Annotated in this window: 19 protein-coding genes; 11 read left to right on the top strand and 8 right to left on the bottom strand. The window is 43.8% G+C overall.

Going from position 1 to position 23,278, the window contains the following annotated elements; translation table 11 throughout:
• The first annotated feature begins 27 nt into the window (after positions 1 to 27).
• The 3 genes from L1070_RS00910 (at position 28) to L1070_RS00900 (ending at position 6,038) form a co-directional block, all read left to right on the top strand.
• Positions 28 to 1,410 carry an amidohydrolase gene (locus L1070_RS00910; RefSeq protein ID WP_070985371.1) on the top strand — a complete coding sequence of 461 codons (1,383 nt, stop codon included), beginning with the start codon at positions 28 to 30 and terminating at the stop codon, positions 1,408 to 1,410.
• Between the two features lie 12 nt (positions 1,411 to 1,422).
• Positions 1,423 to 2,655, top strand: coding sequence for an amidohydrolase family protein (locus L1070_RS00905; RefSeq protein ID WP_237124121.1), 1,233 nt, complete (start codon positions 1,423 to 1,425; stop codon positions 2,653 to 2,655).
• A gap of 515 nt (positions 2,656 to 3,170) precedes the next feature.
• Positions 3,171 to 6,038, top strand: coding sequence for a TonB-dependent receptor (locus L1070_RS00900; RefSeq protein WP_237124120.1), 2,868 nt, complete (start codon positions 3,171 to 3,173; stop codon positions 6,036 to 6,038).
• A 106-nt stretch (positions 6,039 to 6,144) separates the two neighbouring features.
• On the opposite strand, the gene asnS is transcribed toward L1070_RS00900, so the two are convergent.
• Complete coding sequence (gene asnS / locus L1070_RS00895; RefSeq protein WP_237124118.1) at positions 6,145 to 7,542, bottom strand: asparagine--tRNA ligase; 1,398 nt, start codon at positions 7,540 to 7,542, stop codon at positions 6,145 to 6,147.
• 326 nt (positions 7,543 to 7,868) lie between these two features.
• On the opposite strand from asnS, the gene L1070_RS00890 reads away from it, so the two are divergent.
• The gene (locus L1070_RS00890) at positions 7,869 to 8,303 is read left to right on the top strand and encodes an AAA family ATPase (RefSeq protein WP_237124117.1); all 435 of its coding nucleotides are present in this window, start codon (positions 7,869 to 7,871) and stop codon (positions 8,301 to 8,303) included.
• Positions 8,304 to 8,306: 3 nt separating this feature from the next.
• Here L1070_RS00890 and L1070_RS00885 read toward each other — a convergent pair whose 3' ends face one another.
• Both L1070_RS00885 and L1070_RS00880 read right to left on the bottom strand, forming a co-directional pair.
• Positions 8,307 to 9,443, bottom strand: coding sequence for a putative manganese transporter (locus L1070_RS00885; protein WP_237124116.1), 1,137 nt, complete (start codon positions 9,441 to 9,443; stop codon positions 8,307 to 8,309).
• Positions 9,444 to 9,515: 72 nt separating this feature from the next.
• Entirely contained in the window at positions 9,516 to 11,144 is a 1,629-nt protein-coding gene (locus L1070_RS00880; RefSeq protein ID WP_070985377.1) for a M28 family metallopeptidase, read from the bottom strand.
• Positions 11,145 to 11,293: 149 nt separating this feature from the next.
• Here L1070_RS00880 and L1070_RS00875 point away from each other — a divergent pair, with 149 nt between their 5' ends.
• The 3 genes from L1070_RS00875 to L1070_RS00865 are packed head-to-tail and all read left to right on the top strand — an operon-like array spanning position 11,294 to position 14,088.
• Positions 11,294 to 12,166, top strand: coding sequence for a DUF3025 domain-containing protein (locus L1070_RS00875; RefSeq protein WP_237124115.1), 873 nt, complete (start codon positions 11,294 to 11,296; stop codon positions 12,164 to 12,166).
• A complete protein-coding gene (locus tag L1070_RS00870; protein WP_237124114.1) occupies positions 12,102 to 12,887 on the top strand; it encodes an ATP-binding cassette domain-containing protein in 786 nt (261 codons plus the stop codon). Before L1070_RS00875 ends, L1070_RS00870 begins: the two co-directional genes overlap by 65 nt.
• Positions 12,880 to 14,088 carry an ABC transporter permease gene (locus tag L1070_RS00865; RefSeq protein WP_237124113.1) on the top strand — a complete coding sequence of 403 codons (1,209 nt, stop codon included), beginning with the start codon at positions 12,880 to 12,882 and terminating at the stop codon, positions 14,086 to 14,088. Before L1070_RS00870 ends, L1070_RS00865 begins: the two co-directional genes overlap by 8 nt.
• Before the next feature lie 56 nt (positions 14,089 to 14,144).
• Here the strand turns inward: L1070_RS00865 and L1070_RS00860 are convergent, their stop codons facing one another.
• On the bottom strand, positions 14,145 to 14,945 hold the full coding sequence (locus L1070_RS00860) for a UDP-2,3-diacylglucosamine diphosphatase (protein ID WP_237124112.1): 801 nt from the start codon (positions 14,943 to 14,945) through the stop codon (positions 14,145 to 14,147).
• A gap of 270 nt (positions 14,946 to 15,215) precedes the next feature.
• On the opposite strand from L1070_RS00860, the gene L1070_RS00855 reads away from it, so the two are divergent.
• Together L1070_RS00855 and L1070_RS00850 are read left to right on the top strand one after the other, a co-directional pair.
• Positions 15,216 to 15,671, top strand: coding sequence for an energy transducer TonB (locus L1070_RS00855; RefSeq protein ID WP_237124111.1), 456 nt, complete (start codon positions 15,216 to 15,218; stop codon positions 15,669 to 15,671).
• A 111-nt stretch (positions 15,672 to 15,782) separates the two neighbouring features.
• A complete protein-coding gene (locus tag L1070_RS00850; protein ID WP_237124110.1) occupies positions 15,783 to 16,172 on the top strand; it encodes a hypothetical protein in 390 nt (129 codons plus the stop codon).
• 81 nt (positions 16,173 to 16,253) lie between these two features.
• Here L1070_RS00850 and L1070_RS00845 read toward each other — a convergent pair whose 3' ends face one another.
• The gene (locus L1070_RS00845) at positions 16,254 to 18,287 is read right to left on the bottom strand and encodes a S9 family peptidase (RefSeq protein ID WP_237124109.1); all 2,034 of its coding nucleotides are present in this window, start codon (positions 18,285 to 18,287) and stop codon (positions 16,254 to 16,256) included.
• Between the two features lie 299 nt (positions 18,288 to 18,586).
• Between L1070_RS00845 and L1070_RS00840 the strand changes: the two genes are divergently transcribed.
• Complete coding sequence (locus tag L1070_RS00840; protein ID WP_237124108.1) at positions 18,587 to 18,970, top strand: carbohydrate-binding module family 14 protein; 384 nt, start codon at positions 18,587 to 18,589, stop codon at positions 18,968 to 18,970.
• Positions 18,971 to 19,216: 246 nt separating this feature from the next.
• Positions 19,217 to 20,053 carry an HDOD domain-containing protein gene (locus L1070_RS00835; RefSeq protein ID WP_237124107.1) on the top strand — a complete coding sequence of 279 codons (837 nt, stop codon included), beginning with the start codon at positions 19,217 to 19,219 and terminating at the stop codon, positions 20,051 to 20,053.
• 117 nt (positions 20,054 to 20,170) lie between these two features.
• Here L1070_RS00835 and L1070_RS00830 read toward each other — a convergent pair whose 3' ends face one another.
• The 3 genes from L1070_RS00830 to L1070_RS00820 all read right to left on the bottom strand — a co-directional run bounded on the left by L1070_RS00830 (position 20,171) and on the right by L1070_RS00820 (position 23,277).
• Positions 20,171 to 21,895: a proline--tRNA ligase gene (locus tag L1070_RS00830; RefSeq protein ID WP_237124106.1), complete on the bottom strand. Its 1,725-nt coding sequence runs from the start codon at positions 21,893 to 21,895 to the stop codon at positions 20,171 to 20,173.
• Between the two features lie 79 nt (positions 21,896 to 21,974).
• Positions 21,975 to 22,679, bottom strand: coding sequence for a tRNA (N6-threonylcarbamoyladenosine(37)-N6)-methyltransferase TrmO (gene tsaA / locus L1070_RS00825; RefSeq protein ID WP_237124105.1), 705 nt, complete (start codon positions 22,677 to 22,679; stop codon positions 21,975 to 21,977).
• 121 nt (positions 22,680 to 22,800) lie between these two features.
• Complete coding sequence (locus tag L1070_RS00820; protein WP_105168344.1) at positions 22,801 to 23,277, bottom strand: acyl-CoA thioesterase; 477 nt, start codon at positions 23,275 to 23,277, stop codon at positions 22,801 to 22,803.
• Between the last annotated feature and the right edge of the window lies 1 nt (position 23,278).

The following is a 23,278-nucleotide window of genomic DNA, read 5'->3' as shown; positions in this document are numbered from 1 at the left end:
AGAAATAAAAACAATAGAGATAAAACAATGCAAAAATTTGCCCCTTCTATATTGGTGCTGGCATTGAGTGCTGCACTGGCGGGCTGCCAAGACAAAGGCCCGCAAAAAGAAAAAGTAAATATCGATAAAAACCCTTACCCAAGCACATACAAAGCAATGCCTTCAAGCGCTACTTTGATCACCAATGCTACGGTACTAACTGGTACGGGTGAGCGTTTAGATAACGCTGATGTTTATATTGTTGATGGTAAAATCAGCCAGGTTGGTGTTGATCTGAATGTACAAGCCGATACAACAGTTGACGCGCAAGGTAAGTGGGTGACACCGGGTATTATTGATGTGCATTCTCACTTAGGCGCATACCCAAGCCCAGCGGTTGAGTCGCATCAGGATGGCAATGAAATGATCAGCCCAAATACTGCACAGGTATGGGTTGAGCACTCAGTGTGGCCTCAAGACCCTGGTTTCAATAGAGCTCGCGAAGGTGGTATCACTACGCTACAAATCTTACCTGGGTCTGCAAATTTATTTGGTGGCCGCAGCGTAACGTTAAAAAATGTTCCTGCACACACAATGCAAGGTATGAAGTTTCCTGATGCGCCATATGGTTTGAAAATGGCATGTGGTGAAAATCCAAAACGTGTATACGGTGGCAAGGGCGTAGCACCTTACACACGTATGGGGAACATGGCCGGTTATCGTCAAGCTTGGATTGAAGCGACTGAGTACAAACTTGCTTGGGAACGTTATGAGCAAGAATACGCTGCAGGAATGAACCCTGACGCACCAAAGCGTGATATTAGACTCGATACACTTAGAGGTGTATTAGATGGTGAAATCTTAATTCATAACCATTGTTATAAAGCAGAAGAAATGGCGATGATGATTGACTTAGGTAAAGAGTTTAATTATCACTCTGGTACTTTCCATCACGGCATCGAAGCATACAAAGTAGCGGATTTACTTGCGCAAAATGGTAACTGTGCGGCTCTTTGGCCAGATTGGTGGGGCTTTAAAATGGAAGCCTATGACATGGTGCAAGAGAACGTAGCAATTGTAGATGCAGTTAAGAATTCATGTGCTGTAGTTCACTCTGATTCAGATACAACTATCCAACGCCTAAATCAAGAAGCGGGTAAAGTAATGTATACCGCTAATCAAAAAGGCTTCAATCTTAAAGAGCAAGACGCTATCAAGTGGATAACTTATAACGCTGCTAAGTCGCTTGGCGTTTCAGACAAGACAGGCTCTATTGAACAAGGTAAGCAAGCTGACGTCGTTATTTGGGATAAAAACCCGTTTAGCGTGTACGCAAAAGCTGAGCATGTTTACATCGACGGCGCGAAAGTATATGACCGCAAAGATGAAAAATATCAAGCTGTTAGTGATTTCATGTTAGGCCAACGATAAGGAACGTACACCATGACAAAATTTAACTTATCTATGATCACGGGTGCATTACTGGCCAGCTCGGCAGCATTTGCACAAGTTACCGCTATTACAGGAGCGACTGTTCATACTGCGACAGAGCAGGGGACGCTAAACAATGCAACTGTGCTGATCGAAGACGGAAAAATCAAAGCAATCAACCCTGAAAATGTCACCGCGAGTGAAATAGTCAGAGCAAATGGCTTAGTACTTACACCGGGGTTCATTGGCTCAATGAACCAGCTCGGCTTGGTTGAAGTGGGAGCTGTAGCCAACTCACGCGATGCCTCGGATGAAAAGGCTGGTTTAGATTTTGATCCAAGCTATGCTTTTAACCCACGTTCAAGCTTGATCCCTTACGCAAGAAAGGGTGGGATCACACAAAGTGTGGTATCCCCTATAAATTACGATGGCTCGTTCCAAGGTCTTGCATTCACAGCAAACCTAAGCGGCGAGTTTGACAGCGTTGCTGATAAACATACCGCTTTTGTTATTTATCTTGGTGCAAAGGGCAAAGGCTCACGCGCGCTAGCTTTCCAGCAATTTATTGAAAAGTTAGAAGGGCAAAAAGCTAAGCTAGCTAAAAAGGACGACAAAAAAGAAGGTGCCAAGCCAAGCGGTGAAGAGCGTGTACTTAGCCAATTATTAAACGGTGAAATGCCAGTTGTAATTCATGCAAGCCGTGCAGCTGACATTGCGCAAATCATTAAGCTAAAATCAGAGTACGGCCTTGATATCATCATTAATGGTGCTGCAGATGCGGTACTGTTGGCTGACGAATTAGCTAAAGCTGAGATCCCAGTAATCGTCAGTGCCGTCGCTAATTTACCTTCTGACTTTGATGCTATGCATGCAACTTTAGAAAATGCCGGCAAGCTTGAAAAGGCGGGTGTTAAGGTGTTATTGGCGATTGCAGGCGATAGTAGCCATAACTTATATCAACTGCGTTTTGATGCTGGTATCGCTGTGTCTAATGGCATGAGTTTCGATAGTGCAATTAAAGCAGTAACAAGTAACGTTGCCGATGCGTTTGATATTAAAGGCGGTAAGATTGCAGTTGGTCAGCCTGCGGACTTAGTGCTTTGGAGTGCAGACCCATTCGAATTAAGCACAAAGGTAGAAAAAATGTGGATTAACGGTGAAGAAGTGAAGACCGACTCCCGCCATGATAAGTTACGTGAACGTTATACGACGGATTCTGAGTTACCGCGCGCGTACACCAAGTAATAAACTCTCAATTTTTGGGCCCAGCTTATTCGCTGGGCTTTTTTATTGCCCGTTCATAGGTCTCAAGAAGTTTGTCTTCTCGCTAGCATTACTCACTGCTAATTTGCGCCATATATGCATAAAGGTGCTACAAAACTACACTTTTATGACAGTATATATCTATCACCCTGTCTGCTCGGGAATAACCAGTGTAAATGTTTTGTAATCTTTGTTTCTCGTTGTATTTCTAATTTTATAAGGGGGTTGCTGAGCTTTTCCACAGTTTTTTTAGTGCATGTAATTTTCTGCGCAACTAATTTGTATGAATAAAGTTTTTGTGATCATCTGCGCATAAATTTACGCAATCAATGTTGCATAAGCGACTAATCTACGTATTTTTGAGATGAAAGTTTTCATATCTTGCCGCATTAATGTTTACATATTGTTAATGGTGTGTTTCTATATGCGCGCCATAAAAACAATAATCCATAACGAAATCAACATTTCGATAGAGTTTCATAAATTAGGGGAAATCTATGCTCAACTCAACGCTATGTAATGCTATTAGACTGGCTTTAATGGGCGGTCTGGCATTATCTGGTCAAACTGCAATGGCAGCCGAAAACGAGGGTGGTCAAGCAAAAAACGAAAAAGAAATCGAACGTATTGTTACAACCGGCTCTCGTATTGGCCGTGCCGAAATAGAAGGGCCATCGCCAGTTGTGGTGATGACCGCGGAAGATATTGAAGCGAAGGGGTTTAGCAACGTATTTGAGGCGATTCAGTCGCTTTCATCTGCAACCGGAGACACACAGGGCCAAGGTTACACCAATAGTTTCACACCGAATGCTGAAACTGCGAACTTACGTGGTATGGGCGCAAACCGAACGCTTGTGTTACTTAATGGCCGCCGTGTTGCCAACTATCCACGCGCATTTAACGGTGAGAATAACGTATTTAACTTGTCTACTATCAGTGCAGCTGCAATTTCAAGAATTGAGATCCTCACAGGTGGCAGCTCGGCGGTTTATGGGTCTGATGCCATCGCTGGGGTTGTGAATATCATCACAAAAACCAATGTTGAGGATACCACGGTACGTTTGCGCCATAGCACCACAGATCAAGGTGGTGGTGATAGTAACAAGTTCTCAATTACGGGTGGGTTTAGTGAGGGCGATCTTAGCCTGACTTATGCACTTGAATATAGCCAACAAGATATGTTACGCGGCTATGAGCGCGACTGGTTGGACGATTTTAACGATGGTCCTTCCACAGAAGAAGAGCCAGAATATCAAAGGGTTAATTCACGTTCTATAATGGCGGCAACCTATGATGGTGGGTTCACTTATTTACACCCTGATGAGTTTGGTAACAATCTGTGTGACCAATGGAGTGGCTATGAGTTATCTGAAAGACCTTCTAGGGGCTTTTACTGTGGCCGTGATAGCACCGGTGATGGCTCATACATTAATGACCGTGAGCACTTGTCTTTATACACCAATTTAACTTGGCAACTAAACGCTGAACATGAGTTTTTTGCAGAAGCGCTCTATTGGGATAGTGAAGCGGAGAATCGCGGTGGTTACGGTATAAGCTGGGGAACTGACAGACTACCTGAGGGTATAGCAATCGCAGACCAATGGGTGTGGGATGCCACCAATGACCGCTACCTATTTATGCAACGTACCTTCTCTGAAGAAGAGGTAGGAGATGTAAATGGTCATTTTGAAGACGAAATGCTTTATGCTGCAGCAGGGTTCAGGGGCACGATATTAGAGGATTGGAGCTATGAAGTGTCTCTTTCTCATAGTGCGTCAGACAACTTTGAATATGAGAACTTAATTGCATCAGATAAAGCGATGGATTATTTCTTAGGGCAACCAGTTGCAGGCACGACCAATGAATTCAATCCTGACTTTGACCTGTTCTGGCGTCCTTTGGATGCACAGGGACGTAATGCTATTGTTGAAGTGAATGACTCGAAAGCGGATGCCTCCGTCACTACTATTAATGCGTCTTTGACTGGTACTGCATTTGAATTACCGTCAGGCGAGGTTGATTTTGCGGTTGCCTTAGAATGGTCCTCTGAAGATTACCAAATTAAGCTTGATCCACGCACATTGGATAAAAGCCGTGGTTGGGGTAATGGCTTGACGGGCACAGAAGGTGAAGGTGAACGTGACCGTTACGGTATGGCACTGGAATTTAGGGTCCCAATTACGGAACAACTACAAGCAAACATTGCGGGTCGTTATGATTACTATGATGATGAAACCGACGTGGATGGGGCATTCACCTACCAACTAGGTTTAGAATACCGGCCACTTGATGAGCTACTAATTCGCGCAAATTACGGCACAACCTTTAGAGCGCCCGATATCCATCAGGTATTTGCTGGACCTTCTGGTTTCTATCAGGGTTTTACTGACTATTGGCTTGAGAGTAAGTGTGTTCAGATAGTAACAGGTCAAGACACTGGGCTGTCGCAAGCAGAAAATGATGCGATTGCTTATCAGTGTGATATGGACAGTGCTGGTAAACTCAAAGAAGGACAGCGCTACCAAGGTACGCGAACAGGTAACAAAGGTCTTAAAGAAGAGACGGGCTACTCGGCCACACTTGGCTTTGTATGGAGTATCACCGATGAGGTCGATTTCATCGCCGATGTATACCGTATCCGTATTGAAGATAAAGTAGAAAGCTGGGATACGGATCACTTCTTTAGAACCGAAGCCGCTTGTCGCAACGGTCAATCTGACAACCAAGCGTTATGTGACGATGTACTCAATCGTATCAAGCGTTTTGATGCAGATGCGCCCAATGTGGGTTTAACGGTGAATACGGCGCATACCACCTATATTAACCAGTCATTGAGTGAACAAACCGGTTTTGATATGAATCTTAAGGCAGGCTTTGATTTAGGTGATTACGGCCAGCTGGATATTGATTTAAAATATACCCATGTACTTGAAGTGGTTAACCAAGAGTTCCCAGGAGATGAGATTGACAAGGAATATCGTGATAGCTGGTTAAACAATGACTTCCGCTCACGCTGGGACAATAAATTTGGTTGGCGTAAAGATGACTGGATTGTTCAACTGCAACAAACCCGTTTAGGCTCAAGCTGGAACTATGAAGACCCTGATCCAGACCGCAACCCAGCCGATGATCGTCGTGCGTTAGCTGCGCGTATGGCGCCTTGGTTGGTGTATAACCTAGGTATCACTTACGTGGTCAACGACAATCACAACGTGAAGTTTGGCGTGAATAACCTCCGTGATTCTAAAGCACGCAGTGATGAGAGTTACATCGGTGGCGATCCTTGGTTTAACCGTGCAAGATACCCTGTAACGACAGCAGTTATGGGTCGTAGCTACTCATTAGAGTGGATAGCACGCTTCTAAGTTTTAACTTGTTGGCGCGGTCATATCGATTGACCGCTCAATTAGAACAGGCAAAAAAATACCCAGCAAATGCTGGGTATTTTTATAATATAAAGCTGATATACGCTTAGTATGTTGCACTGCCTTTTGTACGAGGGAAGGCAATTACATCACGTACGTTGCCCATACCGGTTACATACGCCACTAAACGCTCAAAACCTAGACCAAAACCTGAGTGAGGTACAGTGCCGTAACGACGCAAATCACGATACCAGCTGTAGTCTTCTTTATCTAAGCCCATTTCTTCTAAACGTGCATCCAAAACGTCTAAACGTTCTTCACGCTGTGAGCCACCGATGATTTCACCTATACCTGGCGCTACCACATCCATTGCGGCAACCGTTTTGCCATCTTCGTTTTGACGCATGTAGAAGGCTTTGATGTCGCGAGGGTAGTTCTTGATCACAACGGGTGCTTTGAAATGTTCTTCTGCTAAGTAGCGTTCATGCTCTGATTGCAAATCAACACCCCATTCAACAGGGAATTCAAACTTCTTACCACAATCTTTAAGAATTTCGATAGCATCGGTGTAGTCAACTTGTGCGAAGTCTTTTTCAACAAACTCTTCCAAACGCGAGATAGCGGTTTTCTCGATACGCTGAGCAAAGAATTCCATATCATCACGACGCTCTGCTAACACGGCTTTGAATACATACTTCAACATATCTTCAGCAAGCTTAGCAACGTCTTCTAGATCTGCAAACGCGACTTCCGGCTCAACCATCCAAAACTCAGCTAAGTGGCGAGATGTGTTTGAGTTTTCAGCGCGGAATGTTGGGCCAAAGGTATAAATTTTTGACATAGCGCTTGCGTATGTTTCGCCATTTAGCTGGCCAGATACGGTAAGGAACGCTTCTTTTCCGAAGAAGTCTTCGCTGTAGTCAACATCACCCTTGTCTGTACGAGGCAGGTTGTTCATATCAAGCGTTGACACTCGGAACATCTCACCTGCGCCTTCACAGTCACTCGCTGTGATGATAGGCGTGCTGATCCACATGTAGCCTTGCTCGTGGAAGAAGCGATGAATCGCCTGACTTAAGCAATTACGTACGCGTGTTACAGCACCAATCACGTTAGTACGAGGGCGTAGGTGGGCGTGTTCACGTAAGTATTCAATACTATGGCGCTTAGCGGCCATAGGGTAGGTGTCTGGGTTCTCAACCCAGCCTAATACCTCTACTGAGTTGGCTTGAATTTCGAATGCCTGACCTTGACCTTCAGATTTAACTAACACGCCTGTTACTTTCACAGAGCAACCAGCCGTTAAGCGGGTAACTTCATCATAATTATTGAGCGAATTAGGAACAACTGCTTGGATAGGATCAAAACAAGAACCGTCATGAACGGCTAAGAAAGAAATACCTGCTTTTGAATCGCGGCGTGTACGGATCCAGCCTTTGACTGTTACCTGGCTGTCGACCGCAACGGTGCCCTTGAGTAGCTCCGTTATCGCTATGTGGCTCATCTTCACTCCAATGATATAAGTTACCTAATAATTATTCGATTGTACCTGTAAGGATTAAACAGGCACGTGAACCGTATCTTACCTTTGATAAAGCAATAAAAAAACACTCAATTGCAACTCTTTTACAAGTTAATTGGTATTCGGCCCTTTTAAGCGATGTTTTGTACTTTTTTTAAACGCATTAAGTGGCATTTTTAATGACTTTAGAGATTGGAAACATATGTCGCGCATACTTTGTTCATGTAATTCATGATTAAATTTAAAAAGTGTGTCATGATACGCGTTTATTTATGGATTGCTCACGACTTAGGTAACGTTAATCGTCGATGAAACAAGTTTTTATTTTGAGGGGCTTACCCGGATGCGGTAAGACACATTATGCGCAAACGCTTGCTGATGAACTGGTAGCAGGCGATGAAAGCCAATATTTGATCTGCTCAACCGATGACTACTTTTATAATGATGCCGGAGAATATCATTTTGAGAAGTACAAGCTGCCGCAGTACCACAATCTCAATTTAGCACGTTTTATAAATGGCTTAAGCGAGGGGATCCCACTGATAATTGTAGATAACACTAACATCAAAAAGTGGGAATTTGTTGCCTATAGCGCAGCGGCCACAGCGATGGGTTATCAAGTCAAAGAAGTGATAGTGGGTGAAGTTAAAGACAAGTCAATGCAACACCTCTATGCAAAGCGCAATACTCATGGCGTTGCTCTTAAAACCATCAGCAAAATGGCGTATATCTTTGAGTGGTAATCTTTAGAACCAGTAAATCGTATAAGCGACTAACAAAGCGGGCAGCACAGAGTAGCAGGTAGCTAAAAGCGCAGCCTTAGGCGCGAGAGCTATGGCAGGAAACAGCGCATCGCCATCGTTGGAGATTGCATTCCCTGCCAATGCACTGAACGGGATCACGCCCTGTATATAAAGTGTGGCTACAATGATTTGTGGCCCACAACCTGGCAATAAACCAATTATTATGCCTAGCATCGGTGTTAATGCGGCAACAGAACTAAACCAAGTTGCAATATCAAATCCCGTTCCTAGTACTATGATTTCGTAAAGCATAGAACTGGCAATCACCCAAACACTCACAAAATGGGTATCTTTGACAGCTAAAGTGAAATCGTCAGTGGTCTCGAGGTTTTGTGTTGAAGACGATTGCAGGTTGCCATCTAGTGCCCAGCAAAGCGTAGCAAAAATTGCCATTGAACAGCCAAAGAGTTGTACTAAGTAAGACACTGCACCGAGTTGTATATTTGCAGCCAGTAATAGAGAAATCAACAGGCAAGGTATTAGTAGACATTGCCACAATCTACTGGCAATACGACTCACAACATCACTGCTATGTGTAGTTGGGGTATGGCTGCGGTGCGCAACTTCCAATTCTGGCTCGGGCAGGGTGTTAACAAGTATCCCACTGACAAAGCCAACTGCTATCCCGAGCGCGATCATCAGCAGTCCATCTAGCGGTTTTTTTGCCAGTAGGAGAAAAGCGGCATCCCCCATGGTCGATGTTAATACAGCCACTAGAGAGCCAAAGCTGGCCTGACGTTGAGTATATTGAGTGACCACTATAATTGCACCACCACAACCAGGTAACGCGCCTAGAACAGAAGCGAATGAGACTTCAAGCGCGGGCGACTTACTACTCAAATAGCGTAATTCAAGCTGGGGAAGGCGACCTACTACTCGGTGATAAATATATAAAGTACCAGCCACAAATACAGCAACCTGAAAGAACGCGTCTGCAAGTGTTGTAATGGTTGTAGTGCGTGTTGGCGAATAGACAATTGCACAGATTAGTAGCAGCGGCAATATCAAGCGTTTATTATAAACATACTGGCGAGCTAGGGTGTTGAAGTAAAAGCGATACTTTATAGAAGATGAAAGCATATAGTGTAACCCAGTAAAACAATAGGGTTACACTATATTTTAGATCTGAATGATAATCAATATCATTTAGATCTATTTGCGTTGAAACTCAGAACTTGCGTTCCAAGTTGGCCATTGTGGTTGTTGAGAAACCTCATAGCCTACTTTATAAAACAACTGCAAGTCTTGCACCGCACCACTTAAGTCCCACTCGTCGCGATAACGGTCACATGGTTGGTGATAACAACCACGTAGAACAAGGCTCATTCGCTTACGGTAATCAGCGGTTTGCTCATCAAGGGCTTCAGTACCGCCGCCTGCATACATGGCAGGGACACCCATGTTAGCAAATGCAAAGTGATCAGAGCGATAGTATCCACCTGAGGCAGGTTTAGGATCGCCTGAAACAACTCGGCCTTGCTGCTTTGCAGCATCTGCAAGCGTGGTGTCTAACGAAGATTTACCAATACCAACCACACTGATGTCTTTTACTTTACCCAGTAGGTTTAAGCTATCCATGTTAATGTTGGCAACGGTTTTATCCGCTGGGATCACGGGGTTAGCAGCGTAAAACTTAGAGCCTAGTAGGCCTTGTTCTTCAGCGGTTACTGCTAAAAAGGTAATAGAGCGGTCTGGGCGAGTTGGTAACTTAGCGAATGCTTCGGCCACTTCAATCATGCCCCCTGTGCCAGTCGCATTATCGTGGGCACCATTGTAAATTTGGTCACCTTTACGATTCTTATCTGTGCCTAGGTGATCCCAGTGAGCTGAATAAATCACATGTTCGTCAGGTGTTTTACTGCCAGGTAGCGTGGCAATAAAGTTGTATGACGTTGAAGTTTTAATCTTACTCTTAACGGTGACAGAGGCGGTTAAATCTCCCATATCAACATGATACGCGCCTTTTGCTGCGCTCGCTTTGGCAGTTTCAAAATCAAGACCGGCTTTGCTAAACAACTCTTTAGCTACATCTACCGTGACCCAACCTTCAACAGCCACTCTATCCATGTTGTTGTTGGCTTTTTGGAAACCAAATTGCTCGCCGCTCCAAGAGTTTTCAACCACGCTCCACGGGTAAGATGCAGGTGCTGTTTCATGAACAATGATAGCGCCTGCAGCTCCTTGACGGCTCGCTTCTTCAAACTTGTAAGTCCAACGGCCATAATAGGTCATTGCTTCACCAGTAAACATACTTGGGTCTTTGGTTGCAAAACCTGGGTCGTTAACTAGCATAACAACTGTTTTGCCTTTAACGTCAAGACCTTCGTAGTCATTCCAATTGTATTCAGGCGCGTTAACACCATAACCTACAAATACTAACTCAGAATCTTGAATTGACTCTAATGGACTGATTCGACTGGTGCCCATGACCATGTCTTTCTTATATTGATATGCCTTACCTCCAATATCTAAGGTCATGTTGGCGTCGGCTTCAATTGAAACAAGTGGCACTTCTTGAAAGAAGCTGTCGCCGTTACCAGGTTGATAACCAAGTGCTTTAAATTGCTCGCTTAGATAGGCGAGTGTTAATTCTTCACCCTTTGATGAGGGCGCACGGCCACCAAATTCGTCTGATGCTAGAGTTTTGATGTGCTGAGCCAGTTGCTGAGCATTGATGCTATCATAAGCTGCTTGTACATCCGCATTGGTGTTAGAAGTTGTACTCGCACATCCTGCAAGTACAGCAACAGCCAAAGCGCTGAGAGTCATTTTTAATTTCATAGCTGTTCTTTTGTTATTAAGTTAAGACGCGTAAGTATAAACATAAAAATCCATAACTTTCGAGCAGCTGCGATAGTTACCATGATCTGGCGTTGGCGCTTGGAGCAACATGGGGTAAACTGGCGCAAAGAATTTCTATGTAGTTATTAATGAAAAAGTTCACACCACCCGAAACCTTTGATGCAAAATTATTGAGCGGCGGTGCGTTTGAGCACTTAAACCGTATATTCAACCTAAACGAGCACGAAAACTGGCCAACCTTTGACTGGTTAAATGCGCTCGCCAGTATTGCGAACTGTAACGGAAACACTCTAGAGTTTGTGCCTGACGCCCAGTTGCAAGACGAAACTCGTTATTACGAGCAAATTATATTCGAAACAGGGGCTGTACCTACCAGAGACCAAAATTGGCACGACTTGTTTGGCGCAATGATTTGGTGCTTGTTTCCAAAAACGAAAGCTTTATTAAATAAGCAGCATATCATTGAAATCGATAAACATGGCCTCAAACAGCGCAGCAAACACAGAAACGCATTGACCTTATTTGATGAGTGTGGAGTGGTGTTAGCAATGACTGACAACCGCTTTGCTGAGCAGCTTAAAAATCATTGCTGGGTTGACGCGTTTGTTACACAAAGAGCAAGCTGGGACAAAGAAATTAAGGCTTTCATATTCGGCCATGCTAATTATGAGATGTTGACTCAACCTTTTATTGGCCTAACGGGAAAAGCGTTATGTATTGAGGTTGAGGAGGCATTTTTTAAGCTAGACTTGCGGGCACAATATGAATATTTAGATACACGGTTAGTGGACATGATTGACCAAGGAGGTGTGCTTAACGATAACACCCAATTATCACCTCTGCCTTTACTGGGTGTACCAAATTGGTGGGACGCCAATCAATCTATAGAATTCTACCACAATACCGACTATTTCAGAGCTAAGCGAAGGAACACATATGATAGAAGTCAAGGCGTTGCAAAAACGCTTCAAACTGACCAAAGCACATCAACAAAAGGGTAAGTCAACGGATGTAAGGGAACGGGACGGATATTTTCACTCTGTGCAAGATGTCAGTTTTACCTGCAACCGCGGAGAAGTACTAGGCTTACTAGGCCCAAATGGTGCAGGTAAGACCACAACATTGCGAATGCTCTCGACAGCGCTTAAACCTGACAACGGTGAAATCCACATCAATGGGCAAGATGTGGTGGCCAAGCCTTTGATTGGCAGAAAAGCAATCGGCTTTTTATCAGGCTCTACTGGGTTATACGGGCGTCTAAGTGCCAAAGAAAATGTTGAATACTTTGCCAAACTTCATGGTTTAAAGGGACGAGCACTCAAGGCGCGTTGTGATGAGCTATTTGAAGTGCTGGATATGGGCTCATTTTTAGACAAGCGTGCAGAACATTTATCAACCGGCATGAAACAAAAAGCTAATATTGCCAGAGCGGTTGTGCATCAACCAGATGTGGTGGTGTTAGATGAGCCCACGACAGGTTTGGATATCATGACCACTCAGACGGTAATTAACTTTATTCGCGATCTGAAGAATAAAGGTACGCCAGTTATTTTTTCAACGCACCACCTCGATGAAGTGGCTTTATTGTGTGACAGAATATGCGTGATAGACAGAGGGGTAAGTTGCTTTGATGACAGTGTTGAGAACTTTAAAGTAAAAGGCCAAAGCCAAGAGCTCAATCAAGCATTTATGAATCTATTACAGGGAGACACATATGTTTGAGGTATTTAAAAAAGAGCTTCTTGAGCTTATCAGAGATAAAAAAACCTTGTTCTTTGTATTGGCGCTACCCATGCTGATTTTTCCGGTGATAATGGCGTTGGTTGGCTTTTTAGGCTCTCAAGCAGCGTTGAAAGCAGAGCAGAAGGTACATACCTACTACTTGGTAAATGAACAATACGGACAAGCCTATGCCGAGCGGGTTTTTTATCACAAGAGCTTTAAGAAATATGATGGAAATGAACAGTTCACGTCTATTGAGCAGTTGAAGCAAGCTGTTCGTGATGGCGTTATTGATGTGGGTATCTATTTAGAGAACGACCCTGAAAAAATGTTAGCCCAAGGCAAACAAGCTAATTGGCAAGTGGTGTTTAATGATGCGCAAAGCATCAACTTTATTTACGATAGACTGCGCTCTTTAGCAAATGAATTTTCAGACAGTCTTCGCGAGCAAACTTTAGTTTCATTGGGGATTGAAAAAACCAAGCAGCAGGCTATTTTGCAACCGATTCAAATCAGCAAAATTGATACCGCCGATAAGCGAGAGAATCTAGGTGAAAAGTTGGGGGCCTTTATTCCTTACTTGTTGATTCCGTTGGTTCTGATGGGCGCAAGCTATCCAGCCATTGATTTAGGCGCTGGTGAAAAAGAGCGTGGCACATTAGAGACTTTGTTACTGACCCCAGTTACGCGCACTCAGTTGGTATTAGGCAAGTTTCTAACTGTGCTACTGAGTTCCTTGGCCTGTGCAACAGTCACAGTACTCAGCATGGCTGTTTGGGTATCTGTGGCGATAGGTTTTGTAGAGTTAGACACGGTAAAGTCGGCCTTTTCTAGTGTCACAGGCGCTGATTTTTTATTAATTTTTGCGCTACTGGTGCCAATTGCAGCGATATTTTCATCCTTAGTGTTGGCGATATCAATCTACGCTCGAACGTTTAAAGAAGCGCAAAATTATATGGCGCCACTGAGCATGGGGGTGTTTTTACCCATCCTTATATCTGTGATGCCTAATATGGAACTCAGTGCAAAAACCGCGTTAATTCCAGTAACCAATGTTGCACTGGCGATAAAAGAAATTATCAAAGGTACGGTGGATTATGGTTTGCTGAGCATGATCGTCATCGCCTCAGTGGCACTTGCTGCGTTACTGCTAGCATTTTGCGTACGTTGGTTTTCTAAAGAAGAGGTATTATTCCGCTAATCATCACAGTATGTAACAAGCGCGAATTTAGAGTTTGCGCTTGTTACATAGCAATTTTAGGCCGCCTTGACACCAGCGCTTTTGACTTCGCTTAACTCCACCACATTGACGACGTGCTGAATGTCAGACCAATGTAATAGTTCAATTCGACCATTTTTGTTCTCAACTAGGGCTGTGCAGTTCTCAATCCAGTCGCCGTCGTTACAGTACACAATACCGTCTTGTACTTTTATGGCTGGTTGATGAATATGACCGCAAATAATGCCATCTACACCTTGTTTTTTAGCCTCATGAATCGCGGCGGATTCGAACGCATTAATAGCAGCACGTGCCTTATGAACGCGATTTTTTAGCCATGAAGCCAGTGACCAGTAATGGCCACCATAAAGACGTCTTACGCGGTTGGTCCAGCGATTTAAAAATAACAAAAAGTCATACGCTGTATCGCCTGCAATGCTGATTAGCTTGTTATAACGTGTGGCAGAGTCAAAATCGTCACCATGTAGCAGCAAGAATTTTTTACCGAGTGAGGTGGTGTGGATAAAGGTTTTGTGCACTTCGACATTGAACAGGCTTTTGCCTGCATAGTTGCGAAAAGTTTCATCGTGGTTGCCAGGAATATAGACCACCCGAGTACCAGACTCCGCTTTGGCTTGAATGCACTCAAGCACCTTGTAATGAGAGGGCTGCCAATAAAATTGACGCTTCATTGACCATAAGTCAACGATGTCGCCTACCAGATAGAGTACATCACAGCGCGTACTGTTTAAAAAATCTAACAAATAGTCGGCTTTGCAATCCTTGTAGCCGAGATGAACATCCGAGATCCAGATACTCGGGTAATACGTTGTAGTCATGGTCCGTAGCCTCAAGCGTAATAATAGTTAAATTAATGCGCTTACATGAACAAGCCATGACATTAATGCGACAGATTAGAGAAGGGGTGAGAGTTAGGTTGTATACGGAGTCTAAAATGGGCCGGGGCAGTTGTTATTGTATTGAGTACTCAAAAGCTTGTAGTCTCGTTAAAGCTATTTTAAAGTGGCGTTGATCATGACTGACCAAGTTGGCATAACCTTCTACCTTGGTGAATCAGTTATACAACAAACTAGCTATAAGGATTTAGCATGAATAAAACAGTAATACTATCGGTTTTGTGTATTCTTTTGGGTGCTTGCACATCAACAGACACGTCTCAAACAGCCTCTCTTGAACAAGCAAAATATATTGATTTAACGTCAGATAGCAAAAACAAGCTACTTGCACAGTATTGGGTATCCAAAAAAAGAGTCGAGCCGTTGTATCCAATTGATGCTGCTAAAAGTCAGCTGTCTGGTTGTGTTGACCTTGTGGTTGGCATTAATAGTGATGGTACATGGCGCTTACATAAGGTGAAAAAGTCCTACCCGCAAGGGGTATTTGACAAACCCACATTTGCAGCGCTTTCTAAGTGGCGATGGAAAGCTGCAGCTAATAACGTTGAAAAGCAGCCAGTTTTAACGACCATCCAGATGGATTTTATGATTCAAGGCTCAAAAAACAAAAATGAGGCGGATACTCAGTGTGGCTTTGCAAATACGTAGCACAAAAATCAAGGTGAAACTTTATAAAGTGTAAGGTACTAATGTAAATTCAACTTGCTTAATGTGAGTTTAGTGTTGGTTTTTTTGTGCAAAGAATTGCAAGGATGAACGATGATTAATTTTCTTTGTGGCAGCATCAAGTCTGCCACATTACTGCTGTGCGTTGGTTACATCAGCAGCGGCTATGCTCAAACATCCGAAAATACGACTCTAAATTCGCAAGTGACTGCTCAAAGCATTTATATTGAACTAAAAAATGGGTCAGCAACTACGCATATACAACAATTTGTAAAACAAAAAGCAGAGGTAAAAACGTCAGGGGAATGTCCTTTTACAAGTGTGCATGAGCCTGAGTGTTTGAGCGAGGACGTGCTACTCCCTCACTATGAGCCTGAAAAGTTCTGGCAATGTATTCCCGTATTTCTTTATTTTAGTTATGCTCAGCAAAGTTGTGTTTTGCCAGAAGAAGTTGAGGACATGTTTGAGCACTGTAATTTTTGAGTAGGCGCTATGATTTTTCAAGTGTTGCATAAAGGGTGATTAGAAAGCCGCATCGCGCGGCTTTTTTATAGGCGATTAAGGTTATTTTTTATATTTTTCGAACCATGCCAGTGTGTGTTCGATTTTGCTGATCATCCTTGACGGCTTACCTGCAATGCCATGTGGCGCCCCTGGGATTTTGACGAGTACGGAGTCAATTTTACGATGCTTTAGCGCTTGATAAAACTGCTCAGTTTCGGCCATGGGCGTGCGTAAGTCTTCTTCACCGGTCATAAGCATGGTTGGGGTGGTGACATTGCCAACGAGGGACAGCGGTGAGCGCTGCCAGTAATGATCGACATGCTCCCACGGCATACCAGGAAATTGCGTTGGGATCTGCACTAGACCACTGTCTGCGGTCAGTACTTTACTCAGCCAGTTGATAACGGGTTTAACGACAACCGCCGCGTTAAAGCGGTTTGTTAAGCCTATTGCATACGCAGTGGCGATTCCTCCGGCTGAACCACCGGCAATAAATAAGTTGTTTTTATCGATAAAGCCCGTTTTCAACATTGCGTCTACGCCAGAGTTGTGATCGGCGAAGTCTTCTTTAGAGCTGTATTTATATTTCAATAACATAGCAAAACGCTCACCATAGGAGCTACTACCTCTGTGGTTATCATAAAAAACCACGTAGCCTTGAGATGCATAACGCTGCAATTCAGCAGAGAAATGTGGGCCATACGCAAGATGAGGCCCGCCATGGATCTCAAGTAATAAAGGGTACTTCTTGGCAGGGTCAAAATTAGGCGGCGTGATGTACCAGCCCTGAATTTTTTCGCCATCGAAAGATGAGGTATAGTTAATTTCGTGTACTTTACCCAATTGTTTGTGAGCCAGAAGATCTTCATTTAACTTTGTCAGCTGTTTTACTTTGCCCTTACTGTTGGTTAGTGCAACATCAGCAGGGCGCTGGCTACTGCCAGTGGTAAATGCGATATCGCCATCAAAGTTAGCACTAAACTGGCCACTCAAATAAGGGCGACCTAATGTGGTCCCAGAGAGGCTGTCTGTTAGGTCGGTGATTTTTCCCTTTGTGGTAATCGTTGCCAGCTTCTTCATACCGTGATCATCGTATGACATAGCCAATTTCGCGTTGCCTATCCAACTTGGATTTTGTACTGAACGGTCAAAGTCTTTGGCAACGAGTTGGCTTTTTTTAGCTTGCCAATCCATGATGTTGAGCTTGTGGTTGCGATAAGGGTTAAGCTCACCCGACGCACTTAGATAGGCCAATTGCTTACCATCTTTGGAGAAACTCGGTGAGTGCTCTCGACCCGGTGCTGAGGTTAATTGCGTGATCTTACCTTCAAAATTCACCTCAAATAAGTCACCTTCAAGCGCCTTGTACTCCCAATCTGAGATACGGTTTGCGGAAAAAACAATGGCTTTAGAGTCTGAACGCCAAGCGAGCTTGCCACCGTGATGATATTCTCCCGATGTAAGTTGGCGCGGGGTTCCGCCCTCGCTGGGTAATATAAATATTTGACGATAGCCCGGCTTTACCAAACCACGCCCATCTGCCTGATAATAGGCTTTATCAATAACGACTGCAGGATCTGACCATGTTGCGCCTTTTGGCGGCGCTGGCATTTTAGCTATCACACTGGGCTTTTCGGCAACTTTTTGGCTATATGCTAGCCATTGCCCATCCGGTGACCACGTTAAGTCGCTGATCCCAGTTTTTAGTTGAGTGAGTAAGGCGGTGCGATTTTGTTTGAGATAATGGACATGGATTTGAGTGCTACCCGACACATTACTGACAAAGGCTATTTTGTCTCCTTTGGGTGACCACCTTGGCTGAGTGTAACGGTTTTCATCAGAGAACAGCGGTGACTGCACGCCAGATTTACTATCAACCAGCCATAAATTTTGCCTTGTGGCGTCTTTCATCACATCATTGCTGTTGCGAACATAAATGATCTGCTCACCATCGGGTGAGATCTGTGGATCACTTGCATACTCCAGCTCAAAAATATCTTTTGCTTGTAAGCCTGTGTTGGCTTGCGTAAAGGCAGGCAACACAGAAAGCGCCAGTAACGTGCATTGTAAGGTTTTATTTAACCGAAAAGACATATTAAGTCTCCATATAACTGATTACTCTGGGGTGAGTGATATAGTCATTCAGCCGACAACGAATGTCACTCTATAAGCGGTAAACTTAGATAAAAATCAGATATGTGCAATGTCTGTATGGATAGTAATAAGCGCTAAAAACAGGGCACTGGCAAAAAATAGAGTCGCTTTTTAAGTATGTCGCATAGAAATCAAGATGGCACGTCAAAGTGCTAAGCAAGGTAATGGAAATGTCACTTGCTAAATGTAATTTAAATGTAAATGCTTTGTGCTCTATCGAGACATATTAAGGACAAACAATGGTTAACTTTATTTATGGCAGCATTAAGTCTGCTGCATTACTTTTATGTGTGGGTTATATTTGCAACGGCTATACTCAAACACCTGATAATACTGTCCAAAGTTCACAAATCACCGTTCAGAGCACTTATATTGAAGTAAAAAACGGTTCAACAATGACGCAAACACGGCAATTTCAACGGCCCAAAGCGCGTGATTTAATACAAGTAGCAGAAGTTCAAGAGATAACGGAATGTACTGACATAGGGAAATTTTCTCATCCAGATTGTACTAAGTACTATCACTGCGTAACGGTAGGAAACGCACCTTATATTATGTCTTGTGGATCAGGCCTTTTTTGGGATAAGGCAGGGTATTGTGGCTTTGTGTGTAATAACGAGTAACATTATTTGTTAGTAACATAGGCTGGAGTCGACTCAAAATGGATTAGCCCAGCCTATGATTACGCATCATTTAAATATACTTTGCGAAGGTGTAAATAAAGCTATAAGTAATCTGAGCACCAATCTCAAAACATATTCTTTATCTAGGTTGTTAGTAGCTATCAATATTTAAATAAAAGTGACGATTGGTGCGCGGTTAGCTATAACTTATTTATTGTGTTCATTCGAGCTTGAAGGATACGCATAGTGGCAATCACACTGACCCAAGAAGAAAAAAGCATACTCAAGAATGTATCAATTCCACCAAGGCCCGAGGTACTCATTCAGTTTTCTCAAGAGACCAAAAAACCAGAGCCGAATATTGCTCAGATAGCCAAGATTTTACATTCAGACGTGGGGATTTCAGCAGCGGTTTTGCAAGTTGTTAACTCAGCTGCGTTTCGCCGAGCAAGAGAGATAGAGTCAATTGATCAGGCGATTATGACGCTAGGGCTTAAGCGTTTGGTACCCTTAGTTAAAGCCGTTGCGCTCAAAGCAACCGTTGGTCACAACTCAAGCATGGCGGTATTTTGGGAAGATCAAACCGAAATCGCCGAATGCGCATCCTTGGTAGCAAATGCGCTGCAAAAACCTAACTTAGCAAATCAAGCCTACATGTTGGGGCTATTTCACTTTGTTGGCGTGCCAATTCTTAGCCAACACTTTGATGATTATGAACACATTATAAACTTGGCTGAAGCACAAAGCTGGGATTGTGCTGCTACACAAGAAATGACTGATTACAAAACGAATCACACCACAATAGGGTCATTGTTGGCTGCACAGTGGGGGCTGCCAAAAGTGATGGTGTATGTGATCTACTACATGCACGACGTAGAAGGTATTTTTAATTCGGGAGAGCTTGAGGGTGTTGGTTTAGACTTATTGTGTATCTTAAAGATTGCCAGACACACGGTTTTTATGAAGAAAAACCCCGATAGTATCGACAGTGAGTGGCAAGCGGTTCAAGAAGACATCATGGATTTTCTTGAAATGGAATATGCAGATATGTCCGATTTGATACTGTCAGAATTAGACCAATAAGTGTGACTCACATGGATGGCTAGAATTGGCGTTCAGCAAAGTAGTTGTAAGAGCAGCTTAGACAAAAAATGCAGCACCTAGGTACTGCATTTTTTTATGGAGGGTCTTAACGATAAATTATCCGCGAATCTGTGCGGTAATTGCCTCAACAGCTTGGTCAATATCTAGCATCAGCTTTTCACCTGTGCGGCGGTTTTTAAGCTCAACTTGATTGTTATCCAAGTTACGCTCACCAATTACTAAGGTAAATGGCACACCAAGTAATTCCATATCGTTGAACATGACCCCTGGGCGCTCTTTTCTATCATCAAACAGCACATCAATACCAGCGGCCGTAAATTCGCTGTATAAACGTTCTGCGATGTCCGGAATGCGGTGAGACTTGTGCATATTCATAGGCACAATTGCCAACTCGAATGGCGCAAGGGCTGTTGGCCACTTGATACCATAATCGTCGTTGTTTTGCTCAATTGCAGCGGCAACGATACGTGAAACACCAACACCATAACAGCCCATGGTCATGATCTGGTTTTTACCGTTTTCACCCAGCACACCTGCATTCATTGCTTCTGAGTACTTTGTGCCTAACTGGAAAATATGACCCACTTCGATACCACGTTTGATTTGCAAAGTACCTTTACCACAAGGACTTGGGTCGCCTTCAACCACATTACGTAAATCGAACACGTCATATTCAGCAACGTCTCTATCCCAGTTAATTCCGCTGTAATGCTCACCGTCTTTATTTGCGCCTGCTACAAAGTCAGCCATAACAGCAGCGCTACGGTCCACAACGATTGGCATTTTTAACCCAACAGGACCAAGAGAACCAGGGCGCGCGCCAATTGCAGTAAAGATGTCCTCTTCTTTGGCCATTTCAAGTGGTGAGTCAACCAATGGGTGTTTTTCAGCTTTGAGCTCGTTTAGCTCGTGGTCGCCACGTAAAATTAATGCAACTAAGCCACGCTGTTCATTTTCATCAGGCGCACCATACACAATCAGGGTTTTAACGCCGCGATGTGGTTTAACACCGTGCTGTGCTTTTAGATCTGCAATCGTTTTAGCTTCTGGCGTGGCAAAAGTATTAAGCTCTTTGCTAGGCTCCGGACGCGCTTCAGTAGGCGCCAGCGCTTCAGCCTTTTCGATGTTTGCAGCGTAATCACTCTCTGTACTGAAAGCGATAGCATCTTCGCCAGACTCAGCTAAAACGTGGAATTCGTGCGATACACTCCCGCCAATTGAACCGGTGTCAGCGATTACAGGGCGATAATCAAGGCCTAAACGCTCAAAAATGTTACAGTAAGCTTGGTGCATACGCTGATAAGTTTGTGCTAAACACTCTTCGGTCAAATGGAAAGAGTAAGCGTCCTTCATGGTAAATTCGCGTGCACGCATTACACCAAAACGAGGACGAACTTCGTCACGCACCTTGGTTTGTACTTGGTATAAAGTCAAAGGTAATTGTTTGTAACTGCTGATCTCTTTACGAACAAAGTCTGTGATCACTTCTTCATGTGTTGGACCTAACGCGAAAGGGCGGTTGTGTCTGTCGTTAATACGTAGAAGTTCAGGGCCAAATTGTTCCCAACGGCCAGACTCTTGCCAAAGATCAGCAGGTTGAATAACTGGCATCAACATTTCAATTGCGCCCGCTTTGTTCATTTCTTCGCGCACAACTTGCTCGACTTTGCGTAGCACTTTTAATCCAGATGGCAGCCAAGTGTATAAACCTGAGGCCAGTTTGCGGATCATACCCGCACGTAACATTAACTGGTGGCTGATAATTTCAGCATCTGATGGCGTTTCTTTTAAAGTCGCCAAGATATATTGACTGGTACGCATGATGGTTCCGTTCGTAATGTAATTGTTTTTGGTAATAATAGCGCGTAGTTTATCAGCGCCAGCGCGCTTAACAAAGCGTTTATTCTCGGGTTATCTCAATCACTTGATTGTGTTCACCGTCTACTTGCCAGCGAATATTAAATTCGTACAGGCTCATGCCGTAAAATTGCGTTTGCTGCTTTTGCTTTTTATAGGCAGGACGAGGGTCTTGCTTGAGTATGTTTATAATGAATTCTTTTAATTCTGGATAGCGGGTTTGTTTAGCTATAAATTGTTCGGCTTGCTCACTAAAGCTTACGGTCATTAAAGTTTCTGGGCGGGTATCCGCAAATCCAGCGCTGGCATCTATCATAGCGTCTGAATAGGGTAGATAGGGTTTAATATCTACTATGGGTGTGCCATCTAGTAGGTCTATGCCAGAGAGCAATAGGGCGAGCTGAGCGTTTTTGTATTCTACACCCTCTAGTTTTACCGCGCTCATGCCGATACCGTTAGGTCTGAAGGTTGCCCGTGTTGCAAATACACCTTTACGCTCATTGCCACCAAGGCGAGGAGGGCGAACCAGTGCTGAATAACCTTTATCGGCCGTTTCATGAAATCGAAAAAGCAACCACAAGTGAGTGAACTCTTCGATACCGCGGACAAACTCTTCACGATTAAAGTCGCCGCAGAACACCAGTTTTGCTTTTGCTTGAGGCACCAACCTAGGTTGACGAGGTATGGCAAATTTTTGTTTGTAAGGGGATTGAATAAAACCAACTGGCTGGATCTGATAGTTCTGCACTGTATCTCTTGCTTCGGTTGTTTAGGGCGGGCAAGATTGTAGCGCGTTAATGGGTGTTAATCCATTACCAGTAGTGCTGTGCGGTAACTGAAAACTTGGTGTTGTGTGATGACGTAACAAACTAGTCGTCAATTGTGCGTTGCAGCAAAGACTCGGTTTCAATGGCGATTTCTTTCATCTTGATTGCGTATAATTCTAGTTTTTTCTGTTCTTGCGTTTTCGCTTTGAATTGCGGAACTGGTACGGGGTAGCCTGCTTTGTCCATCGCGATAAAACTAATGATGCAGTGATTACTTTCAACTAGGGATTGTTTTTGTGGGTCACCACAGCGAACGCGAATGAATATTTGCATGCTGGTTTTGCCCGTATGGGCGATTTGTGCTGAGACCTCGACTATCTGGCCAACAAGAATAGGACGCTTAAAGCGTACACCTGCAACCGAAACCGTTACACAGTAACTTCCGCTCCAGCCAGCGGCACAAGCATAACCCGCCTGGTCTATCCACTTCATAACAATGCCGCCATGGACTTTGCCACCAAAATTAACGTCGGTGGGTTCGGCCAAAAATCTAAATACTACTTCGGAGTGTCCACTCATT

Origin of the sequence: Pseudoalteromonas sp. MMG022 (assembly GCF_021654245.1) — a bacterium.
GTDB lineage: Bacteria > Pseudomonadota > Gammaproteobacteria > Enterobacterales > Alteromonadaceae > Pseudoalteromonas > Pseudoalteromonas amylolytica.
This window is presented reverse-complemented; position numbering and strand designations above follow the sequence as displayed.